Annotated in this window: 26 protein-coding genes; 9 read left to right on the forward strand and 17 right to left on the reverse strand. The window is 64.7% G+C overall.

Annotated features, from left to right (window positions below; all coding sequences use genetic code 11):
• Positions 1-5: 5 nt before the first annotated feature.
• Entirely contained in the window at positions 6-1,229 is a 1,224-nt protein-coding gene (locus DACI_RS13585) for an efflux RND transporter periplasmic adaptor subunit (protein WP_012204574.1), read from the reverse strand.
• Positions 1,230-1,539: 310 nt separating this feature from the next.
• Here DACI_RS13585 and DACI_RS13590 point away from each other — a divergent pair, with 310 nt between their 5' ends.
• Positions 1,540-2,091 carry a cytochrome b gene (locus DACI_RS13590; RefSeq protein WP_012204575.1) on the forward strand — a complete coding sequence of 184 codons (552 nt, stop codon included), beginning with the start codon at positions 1,540-1,542 and terminating at the stop codon, positions 2,089-2,091.
• Positions 2,092-2,132: 41 nt separating this feature from the next.
• Positions 2,133-2,840: a VIT1/CCC1 transporter family protein gene (locus DACI_RS13595; RefSeq protein WP_012204576.1), complete on the forward strand. Its 708-nt coding sequence runs from the start codon at positions 2,133-2,135 to the stop codon at positions 2,838-2,840.
• Between the two features lie 13 nt (positions 2,841-2,853).
• Here the strand turns inward: DACI_RS13595 and DACI_RS13600 are convergent, their stop codons facing one another.
• The 10 genes from DACI_RS13600 to DACI_RS13645 all read right to left on the reverse strand — a co-directional run bounded on the left by DACI_RS13600 (position 2,854) and on the right by DACI_RS13645 (position 12,374).
• Complete coding sequence (locus tag DACI_RS13600) at positions 2,854-4,209, reverse strand: sensor histidine kinase (protein WP_225971085.1); 1,356 nt, start codon at positions 4,207-4,209, stop codon at positions 2,854-2,856.
• Positions 4,210-4,269: 60 nt separating this feature from the next.
• A complete protein-coding gene (locus DACI_RS13605; RefSeq protein ID WP_012204578.1) occupies positions 4,270-4,935 on the reverse strand; it encodes a response regulator transcription factor in 666 nt (221 codons plus the stop codon).
• Between the two features lie 14 nt (positions 4,936-4,949).
• Positions 4,950-6,293, reverse strand: coding sequence for a ferredoxin reductase family protein (locus DACI_RS13610; protein WP_012204579.1), 1,344 nt, complete (start codon positions 6,291-6,293; stop codon positions 4,950-4,952).
• Positions 6,294-6,508: 215 nt separating this feature from the next.
• Positions 6,509-8,503 (reverse strand): relaxase/mobilization nuclease domain-containing protein, encoded by a 1,995-nt coding sequence (locus tag DACI_RS13615; RefSeq protein ID WP_043781416.1) that lies wholly within the window; start codon positions 8,501-8,503, stop codon positions 6,509-6,511.
• Positions 8,504-8,951: 448 nt separating this feature from the next.
• Positions 8,952-9,539, reverse strand: a complete 588-nt coding sequence (locus tag DACI_RS13620; protein WP_011517538.1) for a S26 family signal peptidase — start codon at positions 9,537-9,539, stop codon at positions 8,952-8,954.
• Entirely contained in the window at positions 9,536-10,060 is a 525-nt protein-coding gene (locus DACI_RS13625; RefSeq protein ID WP_003056183.1) for a DUF2840 domain-containing protein, read from the reverse strand. The genes DACI_RS13620 and DACI_RS13625 overlap by 4 nt, the downstream gene beginning before the upstream one ends.
• Positions 10,057-10,320 carry a hypothetical protein gene (locus DACI_RS13630; protein ID WP_003056186.1) on the reverse strand — a complete coding sequence of 88 codons (264 nt, stop codon included), beginning with the start codon at positions 10,318-10,320 and terminating at the stop codon, positions 10,057-10,059. Before DACI_RS13630 ends, DACI_RS13625 begins: the two co-directional genes overlap by 4 nt.
• Entirely contained in the window at positions 10,317-10,955 is a 639-nt protein-coding gene (parA, locus tag DACI_RS13635) for a ParA family partition ATPase (RefSeq protein ID WP_003056189.1), read from the reverse strand. The genes DACI_RS13630 and parA overlap by 4 nt, the downstream gene beginning before the upstream one ends.
• Before the next feature lie 253 nt (positions 10,956-11,208).
• Entirely contained in the window at positions 11,209-12,066 is an 858-nt protein-coding gene (locus DACI_RS13640) for a replication initiator protein A (protein ID WP_011517539.1), read from the reverse strand.
• Positions 12,067-12,092: 26 nt separating this feature from the next.
• Positions 12,093-12,374 carry a helix-turn-helix transcriptional regulator gene (locus DACI_RS13645; protein ID WP_023123353.1) on the reverse strand — a complete coding sequence of 94 codons (282 nt, stop codon included), beginning with the start codon at positions 12,372-12,374 and terminating at the stop codon, positions 12,093-12,095.
• Between the two features lie 308 nt (positions 12,375-12,682).
• On the opposite strand from DACI_RS13645, the gene DACI_RS13650 reads away from it, so the two are divergent.
• From DACI_RS13650 to gmtX, 4 genes are read left to right on the forward strand one after another with little or no spacing between them, the layout of a single operon-like run.
• Positions 12,683-12,988: a hypothetical protein gene (locus DACI_RS13650; RefSeq protein ID WP_012204582.1), complete on the forward strand. Its 306-nt coding sequence runs from the start codon at positions 12,683-12,685 to the stop codon at positions 12,986-12,988.
• Between the two features lie 7 nt (positions 12,989-12,995).
• Entirely contained in the window at positions 12,996-14,396 is a 1,401-nt protein-coding gene (gene gmtY / locus DACI_RS13655) for a gamma-mobile-trio recombinase GmtY (protein ID WP_012204583.1), read from the forward strand.
• A gap of 9 nt (positions 14,397-14,405) precedes the next feature.
• Positions 14,406-17,015 carry a gamma-mobile-trio integrase GmtZ gene (gmtZ, locus tag DACI_RS13660; RefSeq protein WP_012204584.1) on the forward strand — a complete coding sequence of 870 codons (2,610 nt, stop codon included), beginning with the start codon at positions 14,406-14,408 and terminating at the stop codon, positions 17,013-17,015.
• Complete coding sequence (gmtX, locus tag DACI_RS13665; RefSeq protein ID WP_012204585.1) at positions 17,012-17,692, forward strand: gamma-mobile-trio protein GmtX; 681 nt, start codon at positions 17,012-17,014, stop codon at positions 17,690-17,692. Before gmtZ ends, gmtX begins: the two co-directional genes overlap by 4 nt.
• Before the next feature lie 145 nt (positions 17,693-17,837).
• Here gmtX and DACI_RS13670 read toward each other — a convergent pair whose 3' ends face one another.
• Together DACI_RS13670 and DACI_RS13675 are read right to left on the reverse strand one after the other, a co-directional pair.
• Positions 17,838-18,602 (reverse strand): DUF2285 domain-containing protein, encoded by a 765-nt coding sequence (locus tag DACI_RS13670; protein ID WP_012204586.1) that lies wholly within the window; start codon positions 18,600-18,602, stop codon positions 17,838-17,840.
• A gap of 341 nt (positions 18,603-18,943) precedes the next feature.
• Complete coding sequence (locus DACI_RS13675) at positions 18,944-19,291, reverse strand: DUF2958 domain-containing protein (RefSeq protein WP_003056199.1); 348 nt, start codon at positions 19,289-19,291, stop codon at positions 18,944-18,946.
• Between the two features lie 223 nt (positions 19,292-19,514).
• Between DACI_RS13675 and DACI_RS13680 the strand changes: the two genes are divergently transcribed.
• Positions 19,515-19,808 carry a helix-turn-helix domain-containing protein gene (locus DACI_RS13680; RefSeq protein WP_003056202.1) on the forward strand — a complete coding sequence of 98 codons (294 nt, stop codon included), beginning with the start codon at positions 19,515-19,517 and terminating at the stop codon, positions 19,806-19,808.
• Between the two features lie 353 nt (positions 19,809-20,161).
• Here the strand turns inward: DACI_RS13680 and DACI_RS13685 are convergent, their stop codons facing one another.
• Positions 20,162-20,476 carry a DUF736 domain-containing protein gene (locus DACI_RS13685; RefSeq protein ID WP_012204587.1) on the reverse strand — a complete coding sequence of 105 codons (315 nt, stop codon included), beginning with the start codon at positions 20,474-20,476 and terminating at the stop codon, positions 20,162-20,164.
• A gap of 821 nt (positions 20,477-21,297) precedes the next feature.
• Between DACI_RS13685 and DACI_RS13690 the strand changes: the two genes are divergently transcribed.
• Complete coding sequence (locus DACI_RS13690) at positions 21,298-21,816, forward strand: GNAT family N-acetyltransferase (RefSeq protein ID WP_011517543.1); 519 nt, start codon at positions 21,298-21,300, stop codon at positions 21,814-21,816.
• A 130-nt stretch (positions 21,817-21,946) separates the two neighbouring features.
• Here DACI_RS13690 and DACI_RS13695 read toward each other — a convergent pair whose 3' ends face one another.
• From DACI_RS13695 to DACI_RS13705, 3 genes are all read right to left on the reverse strand, one after another.
• The gene (locus tag DACI_RS13695; RefSeq protein ID WP_003056207.1) at positions 21,947-22,156 is read right to left on the reverse strand and encodes a hypothetical protein; all 210 of its coding nucleotides are present in this window, start codon (positions 22,154-22,156) and stop codon (positions 21,947-21,949) included.
• A 62-nt stretch (positions 22,157-22,218) separates the two neighbouring features.
• Positions 22,219-24,285: a ParB/RepB/Spo0J family partition protein gene (locus DACI_RS13700; RefSeq protein ID WP_003056209.1), complete on the reverse strand. Its 2,067-nt coding sequence runs from the start codon at positions 24,283-24,285 to the stop codon at positions 22,219-22,221.
• Positions 24,286-24,360: 75 nt separating this feature from the next.
• Positions 24,361-25,188 carry a DUF932 domain-containing protein gene (locus DACI_RS13705; protein WP_003056211.1) on the reverse strand — a complete coding sequence of 276 codons (828 nt, stop codon included), beginning with the start codon at positions 25,186-25,188 and terminating at the stop codon, positions 24,361-24,363.
• Positions 25,189-25,712: 524 nt separating this feature from the next.
• On the opposite strand from DACI_RS13705, the gene DACI_RS13715 reads away from it, so the two are divergent.
• Positions 25,713-25,976 carry a hypothetical protein gene (locus DACI_RS13715; RefSeq protein ID WP_012204589.1) on the forward strand — a complete coding sequence of 88 codons (264 nt, stop codon included), beginning with the start codon at positions 25,713-25,715 and terminating at the stop codon, positions 25,974-25,976.
• Positions 25,977-26,049 lie beyond the last annotated feature (73 nt).

Consider the following 26,049-nt stretch of genomic DNA (forward strand, 5'->3'; position numbering starts at 1 on the left):
GCCCCTCATTGCAATGGAATGATGGATTTGAGCAGTGCCGTACCGCGCACGACGACCTGCATGCCTGCCGCAAGCGGCGCAGTGTCTGGCGAGACGGCACGCACGGCGCTTGACGCCTCTGATTCGTCTTGCCCCAGCAGTTGCACCGGAACAGCGCGGACGTGTAGGTCGCCTTGCTTGTCTTGCGATGACGGCTCAGCAACGTAGAGCACGTGGGCGCTGCCCGCTGGCAGCAGTGCGGACGATGGCACGCTCAAGGTGCCCTGCGGTGCTGGCAGCAACAGCGCGACACTGATCTGCTGCCCGGCCGCATAGCGGTCTGCCCCTGCCTGATCTGCATCGACGCGGGCACGTACCCGCAGGCTCTGACTACTGAGGTCAGTGTCGCCACCAACAGCCGTCACGCGAGCGATCGTGCCATCGGGAAGACGCACTTCCAAGCCTGGGTGGAGATCCGAGCGCCAGCGCAGCGGAACCGCGACGCTGACATCCAGCGGACCAGGCTGAGCCACTATAAAGGCGATGTCGAGCGGCGCAACCGCCTGCCCGAGGCTCAGGTGACGACGCATCACTCGCCCGGACAAAGGCGCCAGCAATTCATACTCGCCGGCCTGCCCGCCGCTAACGGGTCGAAGCCGTGCGAGGGCGCCATTGGCCTCTTGCAACGTACTTTGCGCAGCCGCCGCGCGCGCCTGGGTTTGCTCGTTGCGCGTGGCTGGGATGATGCCCTCGGCCAATAGCGTGGCATCGCGCCGGGCCTGCGCCGCGGCCACCGCCGCTTCGGTGCGGGCACGCGCCAGATCAGCCTGCGAAGCCAGAACGTCCTTGCTCTGGATGCGCGCCAGCGCCTGTCCTTGGCGCACTGCGGTGCCTTCATCGACCAGAACGCGCGTCACCACACCGCCATAGGGCGCCACGACCTGCGCGCTGGCCGAGAGTGGTGCCACCGTCTGCGCGGGTAAGCCATCCAGCGGTATCACTGCGGCATCCTTGACGAGTGCGGTTTCCACACCCTGCGCGTGAAGCTGAGCGGCGTTGAGGTGAACGCCGCCAGCGTTCGGTTGGGCGACAGCCTCGCTCGCGTCTCTATCGGCCACGGTTGTCTGCTGCGTTGTCCAAGCCCACCAGCCGTACCCTACGGCAGCTAGAACTGCCACACTGACGGCGGACAGGGCCAAGGTCTTGGTTCGGCTGGCGGTGCCCGCCGCTTTCAAGGTCGGGAAGCTCATGCTTGTGCCGCCCCAAACGACGTAGAGCAGAGTAGAAAGCACACAGCGCGGATTGAAAATCCGTCGCATATGAAGCGGTGCGCGAGGTTAATGAGGCGAAACATGCGGTCGATCTCTTGTAAAAGATCGGCTCATGTTCTTCGGTGAAGCTTTGAGAAAGCTTTGGAGAAAGCGAAATTTGCTCAGTACGATGTATTTCGGCGAAACGCCTGCTTTGAGCAGCAAGCAATCGATAAACTGACTTTTCAGTAACTTGCTCTGATATGCTAGCGGTGCGCCTTTGCTACCTCAAACATCGGAGCTATACACCATGAATGTCAGGAATTCCGAATACCGTTTCAGTCCTTTGGTCATAGGACTGCATTGGCTGACTGTGCTTCTCATCATCGCGGTCTATGCGAGCATGGAGCTGCGCGGACTGGCACCCAAGGGCGCCTTGAGAGACGCCATGAAGTCCTTGCACTACCTGCTGGGCCTCAGCGTTCTGGTGATCGTCGTGATCCGTATCGGGGTGCGCATCCAGGCGGGCGTGAAGCCCGCGATCCAACCACCCATGCCACGCTGGCAGGCCACGCTCGCCGATGTCATGCACTATGCGCTCTACAGCTTCATGCTCGCCATGCCGCTGCTCGGATGGCTCACCTTGAGTGCGGCGGGCAAGCCGATTGTTCTGTTTGGCTTGCCCATTCCCTCTCTGATCGGCACCGACGTTGCTTTGTCGCGCCAACTCAAGGATGTCCATGAGGCGCTGGCGACATTGGGCTATGTCTTGATCGGATCGCATGCGATGGCGGCGCTGTTGCACCACTACGTCATGCGTGACAACACACTGGTTCGCATGCTTCCCGGTCGTCGCCCCTGACCTACTGGCCTCAGGCTGCTTTATATGGATTCGAATCTCCAATGACCAAATTTCACCACCGCGCCCACCCTGAAAGTCACCGCACTGAACATATCGGATGGCTGCGCGCCGCTGTTCTGGGTGCCAATGACGGCATCATTTCCACGGCCAGCCTGGTTGCAGGCGTGGCTGCTGCCCATGCAAGCCATGCCAGCATCATGACCACGGCCATCGCGGGGTTGGTAGCCGGTGCCATGTCCATGGCTGCAGGCGAGTTCGTGTCGGTCTATTCACAAGCTGATACGGAGAAGGCGGATTTGGCGCGGGAACGTGATGAACTGGAAAACAGTCCGGAAGCAGAGCATCGGGAACTAACGGCCATCTATGTCCGGCGTGGCCTGGATCATCGACTCGCGGATCAGGTCGCCACGCAATTGATGGCGCATGATGCGCTGGGCGCGCACGCGCGCGATGAATTGGGCATTTCTGAAACCTTGAGCGCTCGCCCGCTGCAAGCCGCCATGGCGTCCGCTGGGAGCTTCGCGGTGGGTGCGGCCATGCCGCTGGCCGTGGTTCTGTTGGCGCCGGAGCAGAGCCTGCTCTATTGGATCGTCGCGACGGCGATTGTCTTCCTGGCCCTTCTCGGCGCTGCGGCCGCTGCCGTGGGTGGTACGCCGCTCTTCAAAAGTGCGCTGCGCGTCGCGTTCTGGGGCACATTTGCCATGGCGGTGACAGCGGGCGTGGGAGCCATGTTCGGCACTGCGGTGTAGATCTGCGTCAATCTCAGAGCAGCGGTGGCCAAGGGCCAAGCCGCGCGGACAGCCGACCGTTGTCCAGTGAGAACGCCAGCGGCAGGTCTATGGCATGCGCGAGCGCCAGGGCCAGTGCAAGTCCCAGCCCGGCGTGGTGCGCCGTGCCACCTTCGGAATCCTTGCGCCAGAAGCGAAGTCCGAATTGATCCAGATCGGATGCCTGCAAATTGGGAGCTGTGTTGACGATGGTCAACATCCAGCCGGAAGCCGCGCGCTCCAGCCTACATTGAATGTCGTCGCCTTCGGGCGCGTATTCGATGGCATTGCGCAAGAGGTTGGAGACGATGCGTTCGATCACGCCCTGATCGCTTTGCACCCATGCCGATTCAGGCAAAGTCACACGGATAGGTGACTTGGGTGCCATTTGCTGGACGTTGAATCCCGCCAGCAACTCTTGCAGCAAAGCTGTTAGATCCAGAGGATCAAGCGCAAGTGTGTGTTGGCCGGATTCAAGCCGCGCCAACAACAGCAGAGTGTCCACACTGCGCTGCATGCGTGAACTGGCCTGGATCGTTGCATTCAGGGCGCGCTGGATTTGGGTCGGGTCGGCATCGATCAAAGCGCTTTCTGCGCTGATGCGGATTTCTGCCAAGGGCGTGCGCAACTCGTGGGCCACGTCGCGGGAGAAGCGGCGCTCGCGGGCAATGGCCGCATACAGGTGATGCAAGCCCTGATTGAAGGCTTCGGCAAACGGCCGCAGTTCGCGTGGAAAGTCCGCTCCGATCCGCGCAATCGGCCGATCCGAACGCAGGTCGGCCAGTTGCACGCCGACGCGCTCCAGCATGACCACGATGCGCCGAACCATGAGCAGCGCCAGGCCTGTGGCCAGGAGCGTCGCCAGCACGATACCGCCCAGGAGCGTGAAGTGGATGCGCCGTTCGGTTTGATCCCAATCCCGACGTTCTGTTGCCACAACCAGCAATCGAGATTCCTCACCTCTTACCGGCACGCGCGTCGCCAGCGCGCGGCCCGCGTGGCCGTCCGGGAGTATCACGTCGTAGTAGCGTGGGGTGCCTTGCTCCACCGGTCCAAGCGCCAGCTCGGCCCCAGCACTGCTGGGCGAACGCAGCAAGGTCCGGTGGGTCTGCGAATCGAAGACCGTGAAGAACTCGGTATGCCCGCCAGGCTCGTATTCCGGCATGAGGCTTTCGAGCTTTCTCGCATCCAACTCCTGCAGCACGCGCCCCACCGCCGCTGATCGTTGCATCAGGGTGGTATCCATCCGTCGGTAGATTTCGTGGTCGATCCAGTAGTCGAGGACGGGAAACAGGATGGCGAAGGTTCCTCCAATGCAGATCACCAGGCTGGCAGCCAGCCGCCGCTGCAAGGACCAGGATCTGCCTTGACTCGCATCAGAGAGGGCTTCGGAATCGGGACGTACCATCGTTCAGGGCAGTATGTAGCCGAAGCCACGTCGTGTCACGATCAGTTCATCCAGGCCGCACTGGGCGAGCTTGGTTCGCAAGGTGCTGACGATCACCTCCACCACCTTGTCCGATGCATCGCTGCGGCTGTCGTACAAATGTTCAAAAATCTGCGGGCGCGACAGCGTGGCGCCGCGCCGACGCAGCAGCAAGTCGAGCAGTCCATATTCCTTCGGCGTGAGCCCAAGATCAATGCCCTTGAACCTCGCGGTGCGCGAGCGCGGATCGACCTCCAGATCGCCGTGGCGCAGAACTGGAACGTCCCGTTGCGGCGGACGCCGCACCAGCGCCCGCAGGCGAGCCAGCAGTTCGGCCAGCTCGAAGGGTTTTGTCAGGTAGTCATCGGCACCCGCATCCAAGGCCCGCACCCGGTCGTCAAGCAGTTCGCGCGCGGAGAGCACCAATACCGGTGCGGCATGGGCCTCCCGGCTCAATGCGCGCAACACGCCAAAGCCGTCCAGCCGGGGCAGCATCAAGTCCAGAATGATGGCGTCGTACCGGTAGCTGGCAAGAAACTTCAGCGCGGACACGCCATCGGCTGCTGTATCGCAGGCATAGCCTTCCGACTGAAGGCTCTGGCTCAGGGCTTCGGCCAGCGTTTGCGAGTCTTCCACGATCAATACGCGCATATGCTTTCTTCCATTCAGCGCATCTCGAAAAGCTCTTGGTGGAAGGCTTCTGGCTCCAACCCCTGGGCCAGCAGGTCGGCGCGCAACGCGCGGCCGAAGGCCGTGGGGCCGCAGAACCAGACGCTGGCGTCTTTCCAACCCGGCACCATGGCACGCAGGCGTTCACCCGTCAGGCGACCGTTCTGCTTGTCGATGAGCAGGTGCAGCACAACGCCGGCCGCCTGGCTGTCGGCGCGCAGTTTCTCGATGGCCTGCGGATCAACGTCGCTCGTAGGATGAAACAAATCGACCGGGCGTGCGTCTTGGCCTTTATGCTGCGCCAAATACTTCATGCGCGCAATGAATGGCGTGATACCGATGCCGGCGCCGATCCAGATCTGGCGGGCCTTCTCGTCGTCGAAAGTGAAGCAGCCGTAAGGCCCCTCGACCGTTACCTGGTCGCCTACCCGTAGGCGCTCAGGCAGCCGGCGGGTGTGGTCGCCCAGCGCCTTGGTGATGAAGGTAATGCGCCGGTCTTCCGGCACCCAGGCTGAGGCTAGCGTGTAGGGGTGCGGGCCTTCTTTCGGGTTGGACATGGCGAAGGCAAACTGTCCGGGCCGGTGGCCGGGCCAGGCCGGGTCCATTCGCAGGGTGGTTTCCAGCACGTTCAGCGCAGAGTAGGTCTGCAGCGATTCGATGACACCGTGCGTGGTGCGCTGCGCACCGACCCGGCCCAGCAGCACCCACACCGCCGATACCGTGCCGCTCGCCAGCAGCATAGCCAAAGCCCAGCCCACGGGCTGCGCCCAGTAGGAGAACTGAACCAGCACCAAGGTGTGGAAGGCCAGCACCAAGTAGATCGCTGCCATCCAGTGGTGCGTCTTGGCGAACAGCCGGTATGGAAAGCGCTTGACCAAAGCCAGTACCAGTAGCACCGCGACGGCGTAGAAGGCCCATTCGCCCAAGTCCTCGGCCAGTCCGCGCCAGCCACGCAGCGCCGATTCAATGGAGCCCATTGAATCAGCCGCTGCGCGGGGCTTGCGCGCCGGGCGCGTCAGCCAGCCCCAGCCTACGGCCCACTTGGTACCCTGCGCCCACAGCCAGTGTACTGTCGCAGCGGCCAGAGCGGCGATGCCGAGCCACTTATGCAGGCGGTACATCTTGTCCAGTCCGTTCAAGCTGGGCTCCAGCCACGCAGGGCGCGTGGCCAGCACCATCGCCACGGACATCGCGCCGATGGCCAGTACGCCGCTGTATTGAATCCATACCGTTCGCAGGGCGAAGTAGTTGGACTGCGCAGGCCAGAGCGTATCGGTAAAAAGCCATAGAGCGCTCAATGCCAGCGCAAAAAACCAGAACGTCCAAATTATTCTCTTCATCGTGGATTTGCCCCAAATTCTGCGGAAGGCGCATGCGGTGCTGGTCTGAAACCATCAATCCAGATACGCGATAGCGTGCCTTTGAATGTGACCATGTATCCGAAATTACAGAAAATTTTAATTCTGGCATCCCAACCTTTGGTAATGCTTTGGATTGATCAACCATCAATAAATAGGATCTAATTTTTCCCACCGGCTTGTGGCATTACCTTGACTCAAGAAATGGTTGGCCCCCGATGCCGCCCAATCTCCCATGACACCGCGCCGCCGCGCACCGTCCCGGCAAGCTGCTGCCCCATTCGCTGCTCGATCACCGGTTTCCACGGCACCAGGCTGAACCCCATGCCGTCATCGAGCATCGCGTAGCGCCCGCTGGCAAGCATGACGGAGCGCCGGTAGATGCCGGCCACGCGCTGCCCATCGGACACGGGTCGATGCTCCAAGCCAGTTTCGGCCGCAATGTCTTTGGCGACCTGCGCCAGTTCCCGGTTGCGCAGTGTGCCCAGCAGGTTGCGCGCCAGGATCACGCGCTGGCCGCGCCGCACGGCCAATCCCTGTTCGGCCAGGAAGTCGGCGCGCTGCTGCATCGCCTGTTTGGCCTCGCTGCCAAAGCCGAGGTCGCCCAGGCCCGAGCCGCCGCCGATCAATTGCTGGTCGAGCCAAGTGGCCCCAATCACGCGGGCCTGCCGCTCGATGGGCAGGTGCGATTTCAGTTCCACCGCCACGCCGCCCAGACGCTGCGCGTCGTAGCGGCGGCCCTGTTCGGCCAGGTCGTCCGGCACCTTCCAAAGTCCCTCGGCCACGCGCTCCACGATGCCGGCGCGGCGCAGGGCTTCCAGCCGGCGGACGTGGACCGCGACGACTTCCTGCGGATCACGGCCCGGCACTGTCTGCCCCTGCGCGACGGCCAGATGATGGTCGGTGCGGTACAGGCCACCGCTCGCCAGTGCGGCGATGTTCTTGTCGGCCGCACGCACGTCGGCCGATCCCTTCACCGCCACCACGGCGCCGGTCGGATAGTTCGCCAGCTCGTCGCGGGCATTGAGCGCGACGTAGTGGGCCTTGCCGTCCACGCCGTCGATGACCAGATAGCCCCGGTCGCGCAGCTCGTCGGCCAGCCCCTTCGCGGCTACGCGCCCGAGAATGGTTCGGCCATCGTCGCCCGGCTCGAACACTGCCAGCTCGCGCGGCTCGCCGCGCATGGCCCGCTGCATGGTGCGGATGATGTCGCCACGCTCGCCCAGGGTGCGCAGGGTCTTTCCCGCGTCGGCGTGGACGGCCCAGGTGCCGGGCTGCATTTCGTCGGCCAGGCCCAGGCGCTGCAAGCGTTGCAGCCGGCCAACCAGCAACAGGCGCTGGCGTTGCAGTCTCGGTTCGTTGAAGCGTTCGATCTGCACTCGGCCGTCGTCGCCGGCCTCGCGTTGCAGGGTGCGATCCAGGCTCGTCCACCGCTCCTGCTTCACCTCGCGCTGCAAGGTCTGCTGGATCTCCAGCTCGGTGCGCGGCCCCAGCCATTCGGTCGCCAGCTCGGCGGCGCGATGGCGGAAGCCATCGGCGATGTAGTCGCCCGCAATGATGAGGTCTTTGCCGGTGTCGTCGCGCCCGCGCACGACTATGTGCGTGTGCGGGTTGTCGGTGTTCCAGTGGTTGACGGCCACCCAATCGAGGCCCGTGCCCAGGTCGGCTTCCATGCGGCCCATGAGGTGCCGCGTGTAGGTGCGCAGGTCTTCCAGCTCGGCGCCATCCTCGGGCGAGAGGATGAAGCGGAAATGGTGTCGGTCGTCGGCGCAGCGTTCCTTGAAGGCGTCGAGGTCGGCGGCATCGGTCTGCGGCCCGTAGGCTTGGCCCGGCTCGCCATCGCGGCCCACGCCATCGCGCTCGATGTAGCGCAGGTGCTTGGCGAGCGACTGCGGGCTGGCCTGGCGCTGGTTGACCAGCAGCGTCTTGATGGTCACGCGCCGCGACATGGGCGTGAGCTTCGCCCCCGCGAAGCGCGCCGCCGTGTGGCCGCGCCCCAGGCGCGAACCGGGCCGCTGGCCGGTGTCCGCGCCCTTGCCGGTTCCGCCTGGACGGCGCACTGAGGACTTGCCGCTGCTGGCCTTGCCTGCCTGCTTGAGTACCTTGGAAACGAAGCTCTGACCTTGGCCCTTGCCTCGGTTCTTCGGGGCGCTGGGGCGGATGCGGAAATCTTCATCGCGGCGGTTGCTCATGGCTGCGCTCCCTGAAGGCTGTGGCGTGTCCGGTCGTGCAAAGCACGCGGACATGCCTGTACCGGCGCGGGCCTCGCGCCCCAAGCGGCACGGCGGCGAAGCCGCGCCGTGCCGCGCCACCCCCACGTGCAGACAGGCTTTGCGGGCCGACAGGTGCCGCCCCCTTTTGTCTTGCCTTCCGCATTTGCCTCCCCCTGTCCCCCAGGTTCTCGATCCCGGCAACTGCGGCCCGGTGGCAAGGCTGCACCAGCAGCCAGCGCACCGGCGAACACGGCAATGGCCGCAGGCCAGCCGTGTTCGAGGCAAGACGCCTGCACGTGGGACGGCTGCGCCGGAGGCAGCGCGAAGTGCAGCGCGGATGCGCTCGCACTGCACGCGCGACGACATGACAACGGCCAGCAGAACGACACGCCCGATAGCACGATGATGCGCAGCGAATCGGTGGCCATCATGGGCGCGACTCCAGCCAGACGGGGCGCGCAACGCCGATCACGGAAGCTGCGCTGACCGGCCCGAAATACCGGCTATCGAACGACGCCGGATTGGTCACACTGAGGAGGAACAGCTCGCCATGCCGCAAGCGGTGGCATTGCTGCCGGGATGGCAGCGGCCGGCCCCAGCGATCGGCAGACAGCACGGCGGCTGAAGGCACGCCGTCGATGCGGACTTTGCCGTCAGCGATGCACACCTCTTGCGGCGCCACCGCGCCCACGCGCTTGAGCAGAGGAATGCGCGTCGGCAGGTAGCCGCGCTGCGCAGCGAGCGCGGCAGCCTCGGCAGGCAGCGGCACCAGCACGATGCTGCCTACCGACAACGGACGTGGTGGCGAGCTGGTGCGATGGTCGAGCGGATCGATGCGATACCAGCCGACCTCCACGCTGTCGGACGGGTTGTAGGTCAGGCGTGGCAGCGGATGCACGAAGGACGCCCAGGCCAGCGCAGCGAGGCCGCAGGCGGACAGGCCCGCCAGCACGAGGCGAGCGCGCACGCGCAAGCGAGGGTGCGGCGCGGTGCCGGAAGTGGAAACTGCGGTCATGGCAGCGCCCTCCCGGCCAGCCAGGCGGCGTGCCGCTCGGCGGTGTATTCGGGCAGCGGCAAGTGCGCTGCGAGCCGGTTGGCGAGCGTGCGCCAGTACGCGGGCGAGACGCCGACAGGCGTGATGCCCAGCGCCTCGATGGCGTCGATGCGCGCCAGCACGGCACGCACCGATTGCTCACCCTCGGCGTGCAGCAAGAGGCGCGCGCCAGGTTGCACGCCGGAGATGCGCTGCGCGCCATCCATCGGCATGCACGCCTGCATCACCATGAGCTGCCAGCGGATCGTGCCGTAGTCGTTGGCCTGCCAGCGGATGCGGCAGAGAACCGCATTCGGCGTGAACACCGCGCAGCGGCGCCAGCGGTCGAACCGGATGATGCGGGCAGGATCACCGAAGCGCAGGTAGAGGTCGAAGCGTTGGTCGATGTATGCGAGCGCAACGCGCGTCAGCGGTACGCCGTCGGCCACGCCGACAGGCGGGATGGACGGCGGTGCCGAAGCCGTCGAGGCGGGTGTGTTCATGAGGACTTCTCCGGGAATTCCCGCTCCAGCAGCGCGCGCAACAGATCGGCCACCGTCACGCCTTGCGTGAAGGCCGATACCTTGATGCGCGCCCGCATGGCGGGCGTGATGTCGAGGGTCAGGCGGGCCGTGTAGAGGTCGCCTTTCTGGAGGTCATCGGCACTGCCCTGGCGAATCCACGCCTCGGCGTGCGGATTCGCGGGCGGGCGAGCGCCGATGCCGATGCGCTTGCCCGTGCGCTTGCTGGCAGGAGTGCTCATGACGGCCACCGCAGCAGTTCATCGACCAGCGCGGTGATTTCGCGCGCGGCGGCGCTGTCTGGCGCCGTCTCGCGTGCAAGCCGGCCGGCGGCCACGCTGTCGGCAAACACGATGCGCTGATGCACTTCCGCGCGCAGCGCAGGAAGCGGCTGCTCGGCCAGCGCGCCGCGGGCCTCGCGTCCGATCACGGTGGTGCTCACGCGCCGGTTGATGACGAAGGCCGCGCGCAGCGCAGGCCGGAACACCTGCGCCTCACGGATCAGCGCCACCATCTCGGCGCTGGCCCACAGGTCGTAGGGGCTGGGCTGCACCGGGATCAGCACCCGCTCGGCCGCCAGCAGCGCGGAGCGCGCCAAGGCAGCGATCCTGGGTGGCCCGTCGATGACGACGTGATCGGCCCGCCTGGCGAGTTCTGGCGCTTCCTGGTGCAGCGTTTCGCGTGCGAGGCCCACGGCGCTAAATAGCCTTGGCAAACCTTGCTGGCTGCGGCGCTGTGTCCAGTCCAGCGCGGAGCCCTGTGGATCGGCATCCAGCAGGATGACCGACTGCCCGCGCATCGCCAGCTCGCCGGCGATGTGGGTGGCGAGCGTGGTCTTGCCCACGCCGCCTTTCTGGTTGAGCAGCGCGACGATCATGACCGGACCCTCCGTGTCGGAAAGCCCGCCTGTTGCCGCTGCGCTTCGCGTCCTGTGGCGGTTGTCCACCGAGGCGCGGCGCTGCTACTACCAGTTAGAGTATTTAAGTTAGGGAAGTTAGGAGAGGCCGAAACCCGCGCCAGTATTAGCTTTGCGGCCGGTTTTGTTGCCTGATAGCACGAGGATTCGTTGCCTGATAGCACGATACCTCTGTTGCCTGATAGCACGAGTCCGTCCACAGGCTGCGCAGCAGTTATCCCCGTGCCGTGGACGGCACGGGCCGGAACGTCAGCAGCGGCGAGGCAATGCCCGAGACGTACTCGATGCCCAACTGGTAGCCAGGCAAGGCTTGCCGCACCACCAGTGCGCGCAGGTCGGCGGCGAAGTCGTAGTACCGCGCCACGCTGCCCGACTTGCGGTACAGGTGCTGGAAGTCGAACTGCCAGCCGCCAGGCTGTCGCCCGCCGTGCTTGCGCACCAGGCGGTACAGCCATCGCTCGATCCCGCCCGTCAGCCGGAAATACGCCGGGTCGATGGTCAACACGAGGGCAGCATCGAGCACGCCCGCATAGAACCAGTCCGGCAGGATCAGTTCCAGCCCCAAGGGGGTGCCCTTGGCATCGGCCAGTTCCTTCCACTCGTTGATCCATGAGAAGCGATGCAGGCGCCGCCCGGTCGTCTCGCGGATCGACGTGGCCACGGTCGTGGACTGCAGCCGATCCAAGGCCGCCTTGAGGCGCTGGTAGTCGCGCAGCGACGTACCGCGCCCGATGAAGCGCAGGATCTCGTAGGGCGTGGCCTGCATCAGCCGCGACGGGCGCAAGCCCGCATCGCGGGCTTCCACAATCTGGCTTGCAGCCCAGATCAGGATGTCCGCATCCCAAATCGTGGCGATGCCATGCTCCTGCGTGCCCTCCACGCGGATCGTGATGCCGCTGGCGCGGAAGTCGATCGGCGCCGTGCGCCGCGACTTCGCCAGCGAGAAGAACGGAAAGGCCATCAAGTCCTGGCTGTCGCGCGGCGCCATGTCGCCCGGCAAGGCGCGGAACAGATCGAGCTGTTCGCGCTCTTGCATCGGTCGCTGCCGCATGGGCAGCGCGGGGCTGGACATGGCGAAGGCCACCCGCGCGCCAGCGATCAGCGCGCACGGCTGTCCGCCGAATGCTGCTCGGCGTACTCGGGCTCGGACGTGCTCTCGAAGCTGCGCTCGGCGGCCCAGGCATCGAGGTCGACCACGGCGTACATCACGCGGCGGCCGAACTTGCGGAACTTGGGACCGCCTCCCAGCACGCGCTGCTTTTCCAGCGTGCGCGGCGACAGGCGCAGGTACTCGGCGGCTTCGTCGTTGGTGAGATAGCGTTGGGGCTGCGCGGCAGCGGTCGAGACAGTAGCGGCAGGCCGCAAGGGAGCAGGACGCATGGTGAGAACCTCCATCGGTTGCAGGGCTCCGGCCACACAGCGCAACCGGATGAAGGCAGTCTCAGAAAACGAAGCCCTCCTGCTCTTATTCCCCCCAACAATCAATACATAGTTGGGACGGTTTAACTGTCGGAAGCTACTCAAACCCCTCTTGCAGGGGTTTTTTCTTGACCTAATTATCTTGTAGCTATTCCATGAATTTGCATCTTATGTAGGTTGAGTGCGAAGATGCAGCGCTATCTCTGGCTGTTTCGAGTAGCCGTCTTTCTTTGAAGACGAGTAGCAGGTGGGGTCCGGGGGAGGGACGTATGGGACGACTTTTTGTCGATAGCTTGACTCTGGGGCGCTGGCGGGAGCTCGATGCCTTGTTGATGCTGGAGAAGCTGGAGAGCTACGTAAAGGCCGACGACACGTTTGAGCCACTGAGCACGCACGGCACCCAGCGCTATCACATCAATGTTGAAGGGCGGGATTTCGAATTGCTGCTGCGCGGCCCCAAGTTCTTCGATACCCGGCTCCAGCGCTGCGGTGGGGGCGCCATGGATATGGTCATGCATGCGCGCCACATCGATTTCAAAGGCGCAACTGACCTGTTGCGCACCTTGGCTGTCTAGGTCGACCATGTTCGTGACCGTCAAAGCCCGTGTCCATACTGATGCCACCGGGGCCTACGCCGAGTTGCCTGCGTTACTGACCCCGGCGGGGGTGCTGGAGCCCTTGCTGGACTATTGCCTGTACCGCAGCCACGACCGCAGCTTGGCCTGGATGTCGAAAGTGACCCGCTCGGTGCGGATGTTCCTCGAATACCTGCAATCCAACCCTGGCGAGCGCGACACCTACCGTCTGTTCCAGAACTTCGCCCAGCGGCTGTACACCGGCACCTTCGACCGTGCGACCGGTCTGGACCCCAGTGGCCTTTGCTGGGCGCCGCGCTCGCCGCAGGATGCTTCGCACATCGTCACCCACCTGACCGACTTCTTTGACTGGCTCGGCGAGATGCGTCCCGAGGCGGCCCAGGTGAACCCGCGCTACGCGGGCGGCGCCTTCGACCGCCAGACCGATGAAGCCGCCTACCAGTACCGGCGCAGCAAGGCCTTCCTCGGGCACGCCTGGGCGGCTAACGCTTCCCCCGCCGAGACCGGGCACCGTGTCCGGGGCCAACGCCTGCCGAGAGTTGAGAAGGGTGAACCGCCAGCCTTCCCGGAAGAGCGTTTCGAGGAACTGCTTGCCAAGGGATTCCATGCAGCTGGACGCCAGGACTACCGTGGCATGCTCATCACGTTGCTGCTGCACGGGGCCGGTTTCCGAGAGTCGGAGCCTTTCCACCTCTACATCTCCGATGTATTCCCGGACCCAGCCAACCCGAGTCAGGCCAGGGTGCTCATCCATCACCCGAGCCATGGCGGAGCACCCGCCGATTGGCGCGATGAAAGAGGCAAGTCACGCAAGGGCAACCGGGCGGAATACCTTGCCCAGCAATTCGGCCTTGTGCCTCGCAATGAGTTGATGGACAGGCGCCATGCCGGCTGGAAAGGCGGTACGCATGACGCGGCCTACTACAAGCAGGCGTACTGGTTCTTGCCAGAATATGGCAAGTGGTTCCTGCAACTCTGGCACCGTTACCTGGAGCAGGTCGCGCGTATCGACCGTGGCCACCCGTTTGCCTTTATCAACCTCAGTCGAGAGCCAGTGGGCGGGGTGTACACGCTCAACCAGTACAACAAGGCGCATGCCGCCGCCTGTGAACGTATCGGTCTTACGGTCGGCAAGGCACTGGGCACGACACCCCATGGCCACCGTCACGCCTATGGTCGGCGGCTGCGCAACGCCGATGTCGATAAGTCGCTCATCCGTCGCTTTATGCATCACGCATCCGAGGAGAGCCAGCAGGTCTACACGCAAGCGACCACCCACGAGGCCATCGCAGCACTTGAAACCGCCGCGCAGCGACTGCGGGCTCAGCACGCCGGCCCTCCGACTGTGCTGGGCCGGCCACAGCCGGGTATCGAGCTAGATGAATAGGTAATCCGTATGACCGAAAAGAAAACAACGACTACGGCCAAGTCATCTACCGCCCCGGCTCCCAAGGTCAAAAGGGTCTCGCGTAAAAGCGACATCACCCTGCGCTGGGTCGAACTGGAGCATCCACAACTCGAGGCCTGGCGCGTATTGGCAGTGGAGTGGCTCCAAGGGGAAACGAGCGGGGTTGGGTGGAGGCTTAATGCCTTGGCGGCCTTCTTCGAACGCTACCTCGTCCAGCAGGGGCTGCCGCTTGACCCCTCGGTGTTCCTGGCCCGCAGCACGGTCCTGCCGGACTTCTACCGCACGACCTGCCCGGATTCAGCGAATGGCATCCAGTACAACAATAACATCCACGCCTTCCTGCACTTCGTGCTGCTGCGGGAGTTCAGCGAAGCCGACGACAATGGCCAACCGGTGGTCTCACCAGCCTTCCGCAACCCTGTGCTCCGGATGTCCAAGAGTGGCCTGCCCAGGCGGGATGAGAGCGTCCACTCGCCACTGCCCTATGGGTACATTGACGAGTTGCGGCAAATGCTGGCAGCAGGCCCAAACTTCTGCGACTGGCCGTGGGCGCAGAGCGCTCTGGGTGTGGAAATTGGCCAGCGCGGGCAAGGTGCACCTGATTGGTTTGAAGTGACCGAGGGCCAGATTGACCGGAACGACCCCGACTGCGTGTGGCGAGTCCGCAAGGTGAGTCCGAAATATCGCGGTGGCCAGGTGCTGGAGATGTGGAGCCCGGTGCGTTGGGTTGCCCTGCTCGTGAAGCTCATCCTGCCGCTGCGAACCTTCCAGGTGCGCATGCTCGACTCGGGCGAAGCGGATACCTGGCGCTATTCAGCGGGTGAGTGGACTTTGAATACGAACCGACTTGCACGGGGCAGCGAACGACGCCCCCTCCAGCAAGGGGTGTTTCGCCGCAGCAACCCGCTCTCCGATGGTAAAGATGCATCAACCGTGCTTCACATCAACACCAACAAGACTGCGGACATCGCCAAATCCGGTACAGAGAAAGGCTACGTGTTGCCCTGGTCCTTAGGTGGACCGGTACATCAGGACGTCTTTTACTGGCTAGAGAAGCTGCGCAATTGGCAGGAGAAGTACAACCCCGTCTCACGGCGCGCAGCTTGGACGGAACTGGATGGCCGCCACATCAAGGCGAAGAGCGAGGTGCAGCTCGCTGGCTATCCTGACGCTTGCTTCCTCTTCAGGTTCCCGGAGGCCCGAGACGACGAGCGGCATCTGGCGATGGTGGATGGTTCCATGGATAGGGCGTGGTTCGTTCTGCTGGAAGCGCTCGAACTGCGACTCGCCGACCTGGGTGAAACCCACCGTAACGGAAACCCGATTCGCTTCCTCCCGCCGCCAGAGGAGCAGAACAATGGGCGGACAACCCTCTTCCCGCTGCACAGCCTGCGCGTCTCCCTCATCACCGCACTGGCTCTGGAAGGGCAGGTACCGTTTCCGATACTGCAAAAACTCGTCGGCCACAGCCGGCTGCTGATGACGCTCTACTACACCAAGCCCGGCGCAACCCACATACGAGATGTGCTGCATGGTGCTGCGGAGCGGCTGGAGGCGCGCAAGGAATCAAGCATCCAGAACTTCCTACTGGATACCGCACACGACGAACTGCTGCAAAAGGCCATCTGCAACAGCGTGCCCAGCCTTGCCGCTGCCATCCCGCAGCATCCCGCTGCGCGCAACCCGGTAGGCTGGATGCCGATGCACCATGGTCTGTGTCTGGTCGGTGGCAACACGAGTGAGACTGAGGATAACGGCGTTGTGGGCGGCTGCTATAACGGCGGGCCAAACCTAGGCTCACCTTCCGCTCCGAAGTACGGAGCGGTTCCGGGCGGCAGTCGCAATTGCGTGCGTTGCCGCTGGTTCGTGACCGAACCACACCACCTGCCTGCGCTGGCAGCCCACTTCAACACACTGGCCTATCACTTCGACGAGGCACGCAACGCCTGCCTTGCGCGCGAACAGGAGCTTCAGGGCCTGAAAAAGCAGAAGGCTGACGCGGAGGACGCTGGACATCCGTTTGCTTGCCAGGACGCTTACCGGCAGGCCGAGCGGGTGTGGGAAAGCGCGATGAAGCGCTTCAGCGACTTGGCCGAAGACTTGGTGGCCTGCTGGCGTCTTATTGAGCGCTGCAAGGCTGCGCTGAATGCCGCAGAAGGCGACGGCACGCAACTGGTCACGGTCGGCGAGGTGGCCGACGTGCAGGTTGCCTTTGAGGAGACGGACTCCGAACTGCTCCAGTTGAGCGGTGTCTGCGACAGCGTCGAGGTCTACCCCGACCTGGAGCCGGGAAAGGCGGTCTTCCGCCGCAGCCAACTCCTCGATGGTGTGCTCTATCGTGACGACCTGCCACCCGTGTTCATGCTTCTGGGCGAGCAGGAGCAACTGCTCGCGGGCAACGCCTTCATGCGAAGACTGGCCCAGCAGATGAACGCTGCGAATCCCGTGCTTGGCCAGCGGGAGGTGATTCGCCTGATGGACGCAGGCGTACGCCTCAGCCAGCACTTCAACATGGACCTCGCTTCGCTGCTGCACGCCGACCGCCCGGTTCAGTCGTTCCCCTCCGGCCCCCGACCCTTGACCGGAGACGCAGCATGAGCGGCATGACGGACATCCACCCGGACGCCGTGCTTGCGTCGCTGCTCGACAAGGGCGGACGCTCCAATCGACAGGCCAACCTGGCCAAAATGCACGAGCTTTGCCGCCGGCAGCACGCAGCCGGCTCGCGCGACTTCTCCCTGCCGGCCATCGGCCGCCTAGCTGAAGCCGAAGGCATCCTGAAAGGCCGAGCGCTCTACAACGCCCAGTCCGCCGACTATCGGGTGCTCATTAAAGCGTGGTCCGCCTATGCCGGACCCGCTGAGCCCAAGCTACCCAAAACCTTGGCGAGCCATGACTACCTGATGCGCATCGAAGACCCTGCCATCCGCTCCATCATGCAGGCCGTCATCGCTGAGCGCGACAAGCTCAAAGCGCAACTCAACGTGCTGAAGGCCCACACGCTGGTAACCGTGGATCGACGTCCCTTAGGGGCGACCATCTCTGCTGCTCCGGGGACACTGCCGGTGGCTGTCCTCGCCCTGTCTGCGCAGTTGACGTCGTCGGAGCGTGAAGCCTTGCAGAAAGCGGTTTCGGCAAGCTACCTTGAAGAGCGCGGCTTGAAGGAAGGCAGCCACGGCGAAATCGTCAACGAGCGCGGACGGACGGTGTTCGAGGTGGGCTTTGCTCGTGCCGTTCGCAAGGTGCTGGGCGAATCCACGCCCAAAATTCCATGAAAAAAGCGCCGAAGTTGCCCTCGGCGCTTTGTAGTTACGATGTATTACGATGTATCTCTACACCGCAATGACTCGTAGAAAAAAATCAATTCTGACAAGGCTCTACGCTCATTCACCCACATCCTATGTATGTTTAGGGAATGAGTCAATTAAAGGGTCGTTTTGCGCTCTCTTCAAAACGACCCTTCTCAAGCGGCGGCAGTTGTGCTAGGCGGCGATAGCCGCCGCGCATCAACGCATCGCCGCGCCGCACCAGGCGGCGCACCTTGGAGCGCAGGCCGCCGTCGCTGTACCAGCCGGCTGCGGCGTCCGCACCGAACAAGCCCTCGGCGACGTCGCGCAAGGACGCGCCCGCCAGGGTGGCGTCGAGCGCCTGCAGGGTGTGTAGCTCCAGCAGCGCCGCAGGCGGTGGCCTGGGCCGAGCCATTGACGCAGGCGTACCAGGCATAGGGGCCGCAGGGGCGGCGTGACGGCCACGATAGGCATGGGCCACGGCCATGCCGTCCTCCAGGCCAGGCGCCAGCGCATAGCGCTGGCAAAGGCTGGGGCTGCGCGCGATCAGCGCCAGACCCTTGCCGTCGTGCAGCAACTGCTTGTGGCCGGGGATGCGCCAGAACGCGAAGGCGGTGGCATCCGGAGGCGGATCGGCATCGGGGTGAAGCTGCACCACGGCCCCATGGCCGGGAAGCCAGGCCGGATGCGCGTCACGCGCATCCACGTCCGGGTCTTCCAGCAGACGCAAGCCCCAGCGATGCGCGGCATCGGGGCAGCGCGCACGGCGCAGCCAGTCGATCCGGTAGTCGGGATGGCGGCGCAGGTACTCCCAGGCCAGTGCGAGCGTGTCCAGACACAGGACGTAGAGGTAGGCGGCGGTCGGATACCAGTGCGCGAGGTGGTGCGGTTCGGCCATGACGCAAGCTCCCGTAGAGCAGGACGGCCGTCACTGGTTTCACACGCCAACGTCACCGCATCGAACTAGCATCCAATCGTGAATAAGCTGGTAGATTAGTAACTTGCGTGTCAAGACGAAAAGCATCCGATGGATTGCGCGGATCGTCTGAATGCGACGGTGGCGCGCGAGGAAATGCGGCCTCCTGCGCTATCCACCGTGCCCGATGGCACGGCTGGCGTCATGACCGTTTGCGTCAGGGTGGCACTGGTTTGGTGCAACAGTGCGGATTAAGACCTGACGGGTCTGGAGCAAGACCGAAATAGCCTCAATGCGCCCGGCTTGGCCGTGGCGCGAACGGCTCAATCGAGGACGGAACCGTTCTCCTGGGCCAGCCGCAGGTACTCCGACAACGGGCGCACCGCCCGGAAATACCGATCTCGCATCACGGGCTGTTTGCTCGGCCCGACGATGGATGCGAGGTCGGACAGCTTGATCTCGCCCAGCTCAGGCATGCTGATCCCCAAGTCGATCAGGCCATGGGCCGTATCGCCGTCAGCGGGGTCAAGCGACACCAGCAGCCAAGTGGCGTGTGCGTCCGGCGTGAACAACCGCACCACGGGCAGCGGGTCGATGGCCCGGCCAGCGGCCCGGACCCGGCCGTGTTCCAGCAGTTGCTTGCGCTCGTCCTCGGTCATGAGTTGGTTCATGGGCGTTACCTCATTCGCACAAAACCGCCGAAGCGTGAAAGCGCAAAACCGCATCGGCGGGTTTGTGGAAAGGCACGGATGCGGTTTTGTGCTTCTGTGAGAAGCTGCAGATACGGATTTCCGTAAAAGCACGAAAGCGGCAGGCGGGCATAGTTGAACACTATAGATTGTAGCCCTATAGGGCTCAATCGGATGTCATCTTGGATTTTGCGGAGATCCAGGGTTGGCAGCGAAACATACATTGTCGGAGGCACTAAAGACCATCAGGAAAGCACGTGGTTTGAGCCAGGAAGCGTTCTCGGACGTGTCCAGCCGCACCTACATGAGCACGCTGGAACGCGACCTCAAAAGCCCCACCTTGAACAAGCTGGCCGAGCTGTGCGAGGTCATGGAGGTGCACCCGCTCACGCTGCTGACGCTGGCCTATGCCGGCGACGACCTGCAGCAGGTCGATCAGCTGCTGGCGCAGGTGCGCCAGGAGTTGGAGACTGTGGCGAAGAAGAGTGACACGCCATAGCGTGCGACCGCGCTGGCGTGGCCGATCCGGTGCAGCCGGTTCGGGGACTTCAGGGGCGCCAAGCATCGCGCGGCGGGGAGAGGCCGCAGGGTTTTCCCCCGGAGGCAAGCGAAGCGCGCAGCTGCGATAGGGATTGAAGCCGAATGGCCATGACGGCGAAGTCGGCATGGGGCGCAGCCCGCAAAGCCCGGTCGGCGCAGTGCGCCGAATCGCCCTGCATTCGCCCTGGCAACACGAAGTCATGGTGATGCTGCCCGACCACCACCATCACGAAGCTGGGAGAGCCAAGCCTTCCAGTCTGCTGATCCAAGCAGTACAGCGCCCCGCCGCAGTGGGCGGGGCGCTGGCGGCCGTCAGGCCGCCTGGGGCTTGCTGCGCGACCAGATCAGGTCGTGCGTGCCGTTCTCTCCTTCGATCAGGCGGGCATAGACCGTGGCCGGGAACGAAGGATCGTCGAGGGTCACGGAGATGTACTCCCGCCCGGCCTCGCTGGTCTTCTTCCACGCCGCGCCGATGTCGTGGCTGGCGGCCTGCAGGCGGAAGTCCGGGGCCTTCTCGTTGTCCCCCTTGTCGTTGGGCACCAGCTTGACCTTGACTTTGAGCGTCAGGGTGCGAAGCGTGCCGGTGAAGCCGTCTTTGTCTGCGGTGAAGGTGCCGATGTTGGCCATGATGAAACTCCTTTTGGTGGAACAAGGTTCGCGCCCATCGCGTCCTTGTTGTGATCCGGCCGGCGGGGGACGGGCGGGCTGCACCGCTTGCGGTCGCAACGCAGTGGAGAGCCGGGAGGCGAAAAGAATTTGTCCCGCGAGGAATGCGCCGAACGCAGTGACAAAGCAGGGGAAATTGTTTTCGCCGGACGGTTGCAGCCATGAAGCCCGAGGCGCAGCCGCGCCACCGCTAGGATTCACAACAACACAAGGACGCCTTGGGCCGAACCGCATCGAAAGGAGGCAGGGCCGGCTCGGCATCCCCGCACGAAGGCAGCACCGGCTCGCCCACTGACGCGGGCCAGGTCAACCATCCGACGACAAGCGAGAACGCCCCGGCCGCACCTTGCGGCGCCGGTCTTGAGGCGTGGCGTGGAAGCTCCATAGCGATGCCGGGCGGGATGTCCGTGAACCGTCCTTCGTGACGTGATGGGCGAGAACCGCCAGCGTTGAGGACGGCACGCATTCGCACAACCTGCCGCAGCAAGCACCAGCGTGTTCGCCAGCTCCGTCCATTGCGGCGGGGCGCTGGCCGGGCCGATCCGGCATCGACGGTTCGGCGGCATCGAGGGGCGCCAAGCTCGCGCGGCGGGGATGGGCCTTGCGCCGATCCCCCGGAGGCAAGCGCAGCGCGCAGCGCCGCAGGCGCGAAGGCGTGAGTGGATTGAAGCCGAATGGCCGTGACAGCGAAGTCGGCACGGGGCGCAGCCCGAAAGCCCGGCGGCGCTACGCGCCGACACGCCCAGGCCGTTCTATATTTTGAGCAGGGAACGCAGAACACCATGACCATCCAGCTACGACACGAAACCACGAACGACATTGCCGCTATCGAGGCCGTGACCATTGCCGCCTTCGCCGATGCGCCGCACACCAGCCACACGGAGCAATTCATCGTGCGTGCATTGCGCGACGCTAGCGAACTGACGCTTTCCATCGTGGCCGAAGAACACGGCCAGGTCGTCGGCCATGTGGCTCTGTCGCCGGTGACTATCACCAACGACCACGGCCACAAGGCCAAAGGCTGGTGCGGCCTGGGGCCGATCTCCGTCCTGCCGCAGAGGCAGGGGCACGGCATCGGCTCGCGCCTGATGGAACAGGCGCTGTCTGAACTGCGGGCCATGCAGGCCGAAGGCTGTGTGCTGCTCGGAGAGCCCGCGTACTACGGGCGCTTTGGCTTCCAGGCCCATGCGGGCCTGCAACTGCCGGGCGTGCCGCCCGGCTATTTTCTCGCACTGGCCTTCCATGGGCCAGTGCCCGAAGGCATCGCGCAGTACAGCGATGCCTTCAACGCCGCCGCCTGAGTGCCAGTGAAGGCGGCGGCGTAATGCCCCGGCTATTCGGCTTCAACACCGGGCGCGGCCACCGCCGCGCCCGGATTATGCGTTTCACCGCGCCCAGGGCGGAACGGCCTGGGCGCGGTGCTGACGATGATCATTCCTTCGTTTCGATGATCCACCACACGGCACGCGGCAAGGCGCGGCCCGTGATGGGATGTATGTCGGTGAGGTCAGCGCGGGCCGACCAGCCCGAGGGCGGTCGGTAGCCGCGCACGTCGCCATCGCCGTGCCAGCGGCGGGCGCGCACCGTGCCGGGTGCATAGACCGCCGCCATGCGCGGGCGGTTGGTGGTGGTGCGGGTCATGGGGGCTTCTCCTTGCAGCGAAGCGCCCCGGTCGAAGCCGGGGCGCTTGCCTTCGGCGTGGGTCAAGCGGCCAGCGCCTCGGCGGGTTCATCCGCCATTGCCTCGGCATCCTCCGGGGCGTCCTGCTCCGGGCCTGCCTCCTGCGCGCTTTCCTTCACTGCCTGCTGCGGGCCTTCGACCTTAAAGATGGCAGGCATCCAACCCGCGCCATCGGCCAGCCGCTCGGCTTCGCTGGCAATGTCGGCCTTCTTCAGCTTCGCCAGCCGGGAAACCTGATCGGGCGCGTACTCGCCCACGGCTTGCAGAACTGCCGCCTTCGGAACGTGCTTGAAATACCCCTCGGCGGTCGGCTGCCACCATGCGGCCATGTCGAGGCCCACGGCCTGCGCCAGTTCCTCGCCGGGCTGGTGCGGTGTGGCGCGAGGCGTCACCACGTCCACCGTGGAAGCCACGCACACGGCCAGCAGCTTGACCAGTTCGCCTTGCTCCATCGCCAGCAGCGCGGCAAACAGTTCGGCGCTGTCCTCGGGCAGCTTGCCGCTCCACGCCTGCTGCAATTCACGCAGCGCCACAGCGGCGGGTGACTCGGGCCAGTCCGGGGCCATGCCGTCCAGCCGGTCTTGGACTTTCAGGCTCACGCCCAGCGGCAGGTCGCGCCCGTAGTAGCGGCCCTGCAAGACGGTCTGCACCATGCCATGCACCAGCGCGGCCACCGCCACCTGCGGATGCCGGGCCACCTCGATTTGCAGCGCGGCGGTGCGATGGGCGCTCAGGCGCTGGGCCAGTCGGTCGGAAATCGCTGCTGCCTTGGGCGGCTCGTCGTCCTCGCCTTCGTCATCGTTCGCGGCATCTGGGTCGCTGAACCCTTGGCGCAGCTTCTCCAGTGTGCGCAGTGCCTTGGCCTCGGCCTCGCGCAGCAGTCCGCGATGAATCACCACCTCGCCGTTGCGGCCGATGGTGACGATGGCCCCGGCTGCGGCCTTCACGTTCGCGCCGTACCCCTGCAAGCCGTCTTCCAGCGCCTGCAACTGCTCGCCCAGCCGCTCGCCTTCCTCTTGCAGCGCATCGGCCTTGTCCTCGTCGTCGGCGTCCGTCGCGGCATCAATGGCTTCGGCCACCTCCTGCATCTTGGCTTGCAGCCTCTCGATGCGCTGTGCTTCGCGCTTGTTCGGCTCGCGGCGCTCCCTCGGCGCACGCTGGAAGGCGTGCAGATCGGCATGGGTCACGCCCGGCGTGGCATCAGCCCAAGCCCAGCCCTCGGCCTTCACCTCTGCGGCGATGCCCGCCAGCTTGTCTTGCGCCAGTCGTTCCAGCAGCGCGGCGTCGGTCAGGTACACGCCTGCATCGCCCTCCGCGAACAGGTCGCGGCGGATGCCGCCGCCCGCCTGCTCGTAGGTGTCCAGCCCGACGAAGCGCACCAGCGGATGCCGGTAGGCGTCAATCTCGCGCTCCGTCAGACGTTCGCGCAAGTGCGAGGGTTGGCGCTGCCATTGCGGCGCATCGTAGAACGCGCATTCCTGCGCGGCGTGGTCGTCGGTGATGGAGAGCGCCATCAGCTGATCGAGGCTCACGGCATCGGCCCGGTAGTCCTCCATCAAACGCGGCGAGACATTGGCGAGCTTCAAGCGGCGCTGCACCACCAGCGGCGTAACGGAGAAATCCGCCGCAATGTCCTCAATCGGTCGGCCTTCGGCCACCAGCGCGGCGAAGGCTTCAAACTGGTCTGCTGGGTGCATGGCTTCGCGCTGCACGTTCTCGGTCAGGCTGGCGGTGCGGGCCGTGCCATCGGCCACCTGCAGGCAAGGCACGTCCCAATCCTTGGCGATACGGTGCTTCTTTGCCAGCAGCTTGAGGGCCGCAAAGCGTCGGCCACCTGCCACCACCTCGTAATGCAGGTCATCGGCGGCGGGAATCACGATCAGGTTTTGCAGCAGGCCCACGCGCTGAATGCTCGCGGCCAGCTCGGGGATGGACATGCGCGGGACGGTCTTGCGCACGTTGCGGCCCGTGGGGCGCAGCACCAGCCGCGACAGCGGAACCAGAATCATGTGCTTGCTCGGGTCGGCGGCTTGCAGCACGTTTGCGCGGCTGTCGAGGGCTTGAGCTTCGGTGTAAGTAACGGCGTTCATGGTGAATCTCCAATCAAGTGAAACAAGGGAATGGAGGGGAAACCGCCCCTCCGGCGGGGAACACGTCAGAGGGGGTCAGGCCTTGAGGGCGCGCATGCCATCGGCCAGCAGCCACAGGGCGCGGTTCAGGCGAATGTCCGAATCAATGCCCTGCACGGGGCGGGTCTGCTGTCTGCGGCCATTGGCGGCGCGGCCATGCAATCCGCCCTTGGTCAGGTTCTCCTGCGTGCGGTTGAACACGCTCCACAGGTCGGGGCGGCGGTCGTCGAAGCGGCGCGGCATCAGGATTTGCGATTCCGTGACGGGCGCGGGCTTGGTTGGGTCGTCGTACTTGAGGGCCAGCGCGGCGCGGGCGAACACTTCCGATTCCCCGGCATCCAGCGTGATGGCCTGCATGGATTCGCGCGATTCCTGCGCATGCTCGAAGCCGCTCAGCACCTGATAGGCGCCCTCGATGACATGGCCCGCCACGTCGCCCTTGTGGGGCACGCGCACATCGCCCACGGTGTCGCCGCAGACAAGGCCATTGCTGCAAACGAAGCGGAACATGCCACCCAGTAATTGATAGCTGCTCGTGCCGTCGTGCGAGTTCAGCAGGATGATTTCATTGGCTTCGCGGGCGTTGATCTGGTTGGCGTGGCGCAGGCGCAGCATGTGTTTCGTGTGCTCGCGCCGGCCCTCGTTGCGAACGCGGGTCTGGCACACCATGAAGGGCTGAAACCCCTCTTTGCGAAGCTCGGTCAGCACGGCGGCGGTGGGGATGTAGCTGTACCGCTCGGAACGGCTTTCATGGGGGGCATCCGCGAAGATGGACGGGGCCACGCGGCGGATCTGGTCATCGGACAGCGGGGAGTCGCTGCGCAATGCGGGGGAATGGGAAGCGAAGCGGGATGCGAGTTGCATGGTCTTTCTCCTGAACAAAAAGGCTGTTGAAGAAAACCGCACACCGGATTCCAAGATTCGAAGCCCAGCCTTTCGGCTGTTCGGTGCGGTCGGCGCGAGGAACCCGGTTGGCCCTGTTGCCACCGTCTTTCCTGAGTTCATCGCCCGCGACGAAAGGGAGCGCGCGGACGGGGGCCGTCAAGGAAACAAGCGCAGGGTGGGGCGGCCCGCAGGCGCAGCCGAGGACACGGCCCTGCGCGCCTTGACGGCACACGGCCGCGGGCTACAGTCGCGGACAAGGTGATGAAGTCAGGGAAGAGGACTGGACATGGCAACGGCCATCCCACAAGCCGACCGCACGGCAAGCGAAGCGCGCAGGCTCGAAGCTGGAAGCCGGGCCGGAGGCGTCAGCCGAACGGAGTGAGGGAACGATCGAAGCCCGAAGGGGGCGAGACGCCGCAGGCGGCTCGATGCGCTAGCACGAGAGCGCGACCGGCCATCTCCCAGGTGGCCGGGGACGCCCACATGACTTCAATGAAATCCCCGTGGACAGCTACCCACCCAGCCATCGGCAAAATGGCAATGGCATGGACATACGAGCCCTACAAGACGATGAACTGATGGCCCAGGCCCGAGACTGGCGGCAACGGGCACTGCGCGGCGAGAAGGACGCACGCGGCCTCGCGCACGAACTGGAATGCGAAGTGCGCCGGCGCTTCCCCAGGAACAATGCGCCCCATGCACTGCCGCCGATCCAATTGCTCGGCGCCGTGCCGCAAACACCCCAGCGGCGCTGGAAGCCCTGGTAAGCACCGGCTCAAAGGCAGCCCGCCCGCATGACTGCGCCACGGCCGATCGGCGCTGATCCCGAAATCCCCCCGA

The sequence above is a fragment of the Delftia acidovorans SPH-1 genome (assembly GCF_000018665.1).
GTDB classification, from domain to species: domain Bacteria; phylum Pseudomonadota; class Gammaproteobacteria; order Burkholderiales; family Burkholderiaceae_C; genus Comamonas; species Comamonas acidovorans.

Bases quoted from the DNA above. Each gene is read 5' to 3' on its own strand.
- gmtZ (WP_012204584.1), top strand. From the start codon at position 14,406: ATGACCGAAAAGAAAACAACGACTACGGCCAAGTCATCTACCGCCCCG.
- DACI_RS13695 (WP_003056207.1), bottom strand. From the start codon at position 22,156: ATGACCCGCACCACCACCAACCGCCCGCGCATGGCGGCGGTCTATGCA.
- DACI_RS13605 (WP_012204578.1), bottom strand. From the start codon at position 4,935: ATGCGCGTATTGATCGTGGAAGACTCGCAAACGCTGGCCGAAGCCCTG.
- gmtX (WP_012204585.1), top strand. From the start codon at position 17,012: ATGAGCGGCATGACGGACATCCACCCGGACGCCGTGCTTGCGTCGCTG.
- DACI_RS13595 (WP_012204576.1), top strand. From the start codon at position 2,133: ATGACCAAATTTCACCACCGCGCCCACCCTGAAAGTCACCGCACTGAA.
- DACI_RS13590 (WP_012204575.1), top strand. From the start codon at position 1,540: ATGAATGTCAGGAATTCCGAATACCGTTTCAGTCCTTTGGTCATAGGA.
- DACI_RS13620 (WP_011517538.1), bottom strand. From the start codon at position 9,539: ATGACCGCAGTTTCCACTTCCGGCACCGCGCCGCACCCTCGCTTGCGC.
- DACI_RS13670 (WP_012204586.1), bottom strand. From the start codon at position 18,602: ATGGCCGAACCGCACCACCTCGCGCACTGGTATCCGACCGCCGCCTAC.
- DACI_RS13685 (WP_012204587.1), bottom strand. From the start codon at position 20,476: ATGGCCAACATCGGCACCTTCACCGCAGACAAAGACGGCTTCACCGGC.
- parA (WP_003056189.1), bottom strand. From the start codon at position 10,955: ATGATCGTCGCGCTGCTCAACCAGAAAGGCGGCGTGGGCAAGACCACG.
- DACI_RS13675 (WP_003056199.1), bottom strand. From the start codon at position 19,291: ATGAACCAACTCATGACCGAGGACGAGCGCAAGCAACTGCTGGAACAC.
- DACI_RS13625 (WP_003056183.1), bottom strand. From the start codon at position 10,060: ATGAACACACCCGCCTCGACGGCTTCGGCACCGCCGTCCATCCCGCCT.
- DACI_RS13705 (WP_003056211.1), bottom strand. From the start codon at position 25,188: ATGCAACTCGCATCCCGCTTCGCTTCCCATTCCCCCGCATTGCGCAGC.
- DACI_RS13585 (WP_012204574.1), bottom strand. From the start codon at position 1,229: ATGAGCTTCCCGACCTTGAAAGCGGCGGGCACCGCCAGCCGAACCAAG.
- DACI_RS13610 (WP_012204579.1), bottom strand. From the start codon at position 6,293: ATGAAGAGAATAATTTGGACGTTCTGGTTTTTTGCGCTGGCATTGAGC.
- DACI_RS13690 (WP_011517543.1), top strand. From the start codon at position 21,298: ATGACCATCCAGCTACGACACGAAACCACGAACGACATTGCCGCTATC.
- DACI_RS13615 (WP_043781416.1), bottom strand. From the start codon at position 8,503: ATGAGCAACCGCCGCGATGAAGATTTCCGCATCCGCCCCAGCGCCCCG.
- gmtY (WP_012204583.1), top strand. From the start codon at position 12,996: ATGTTCGTGACCGTCAAAGCCCGTGTCCATACTGATGCCACCGGGGCC.
- DACI_RS13630 (WP_003056186.1), bottom strand. From the start codon at position 10,320: ATGAGCACTCCTGCCAGCAAGCGCACGGGCAAGCGCATCGGCATCGGC.
- DACI_RS13700 (WP_003056209.1), bottom strand. From the start codon at position 24,285: ATGAACGCCGTTACTTACACCGAAGCTCAAGCCCTCGACAGCCGCGCA.
- DACI_RS13650 (WP_012204582.1), top strand. From the start codon at position 12,683: ATGGGACGACTTTTTGTCGATAGCTTGACTCTGGGGCGCTGGCGGGAG.
- DACI_RS13640 (WP_011517539.1), bottom strand. From the start codon at position 12,066: ATGTCCAGCCCCGCGCTGCCCATGCGGCAGCGACCGATGCAAGAGCGC.
- DACI_RS13645 (WP_023123353.1), bottom strand. From the start codon at position 12,374: ATGCGTCCTGCTCCCTTGCGGCCTGCCGCTACTGTCTCGACCGCTGCC.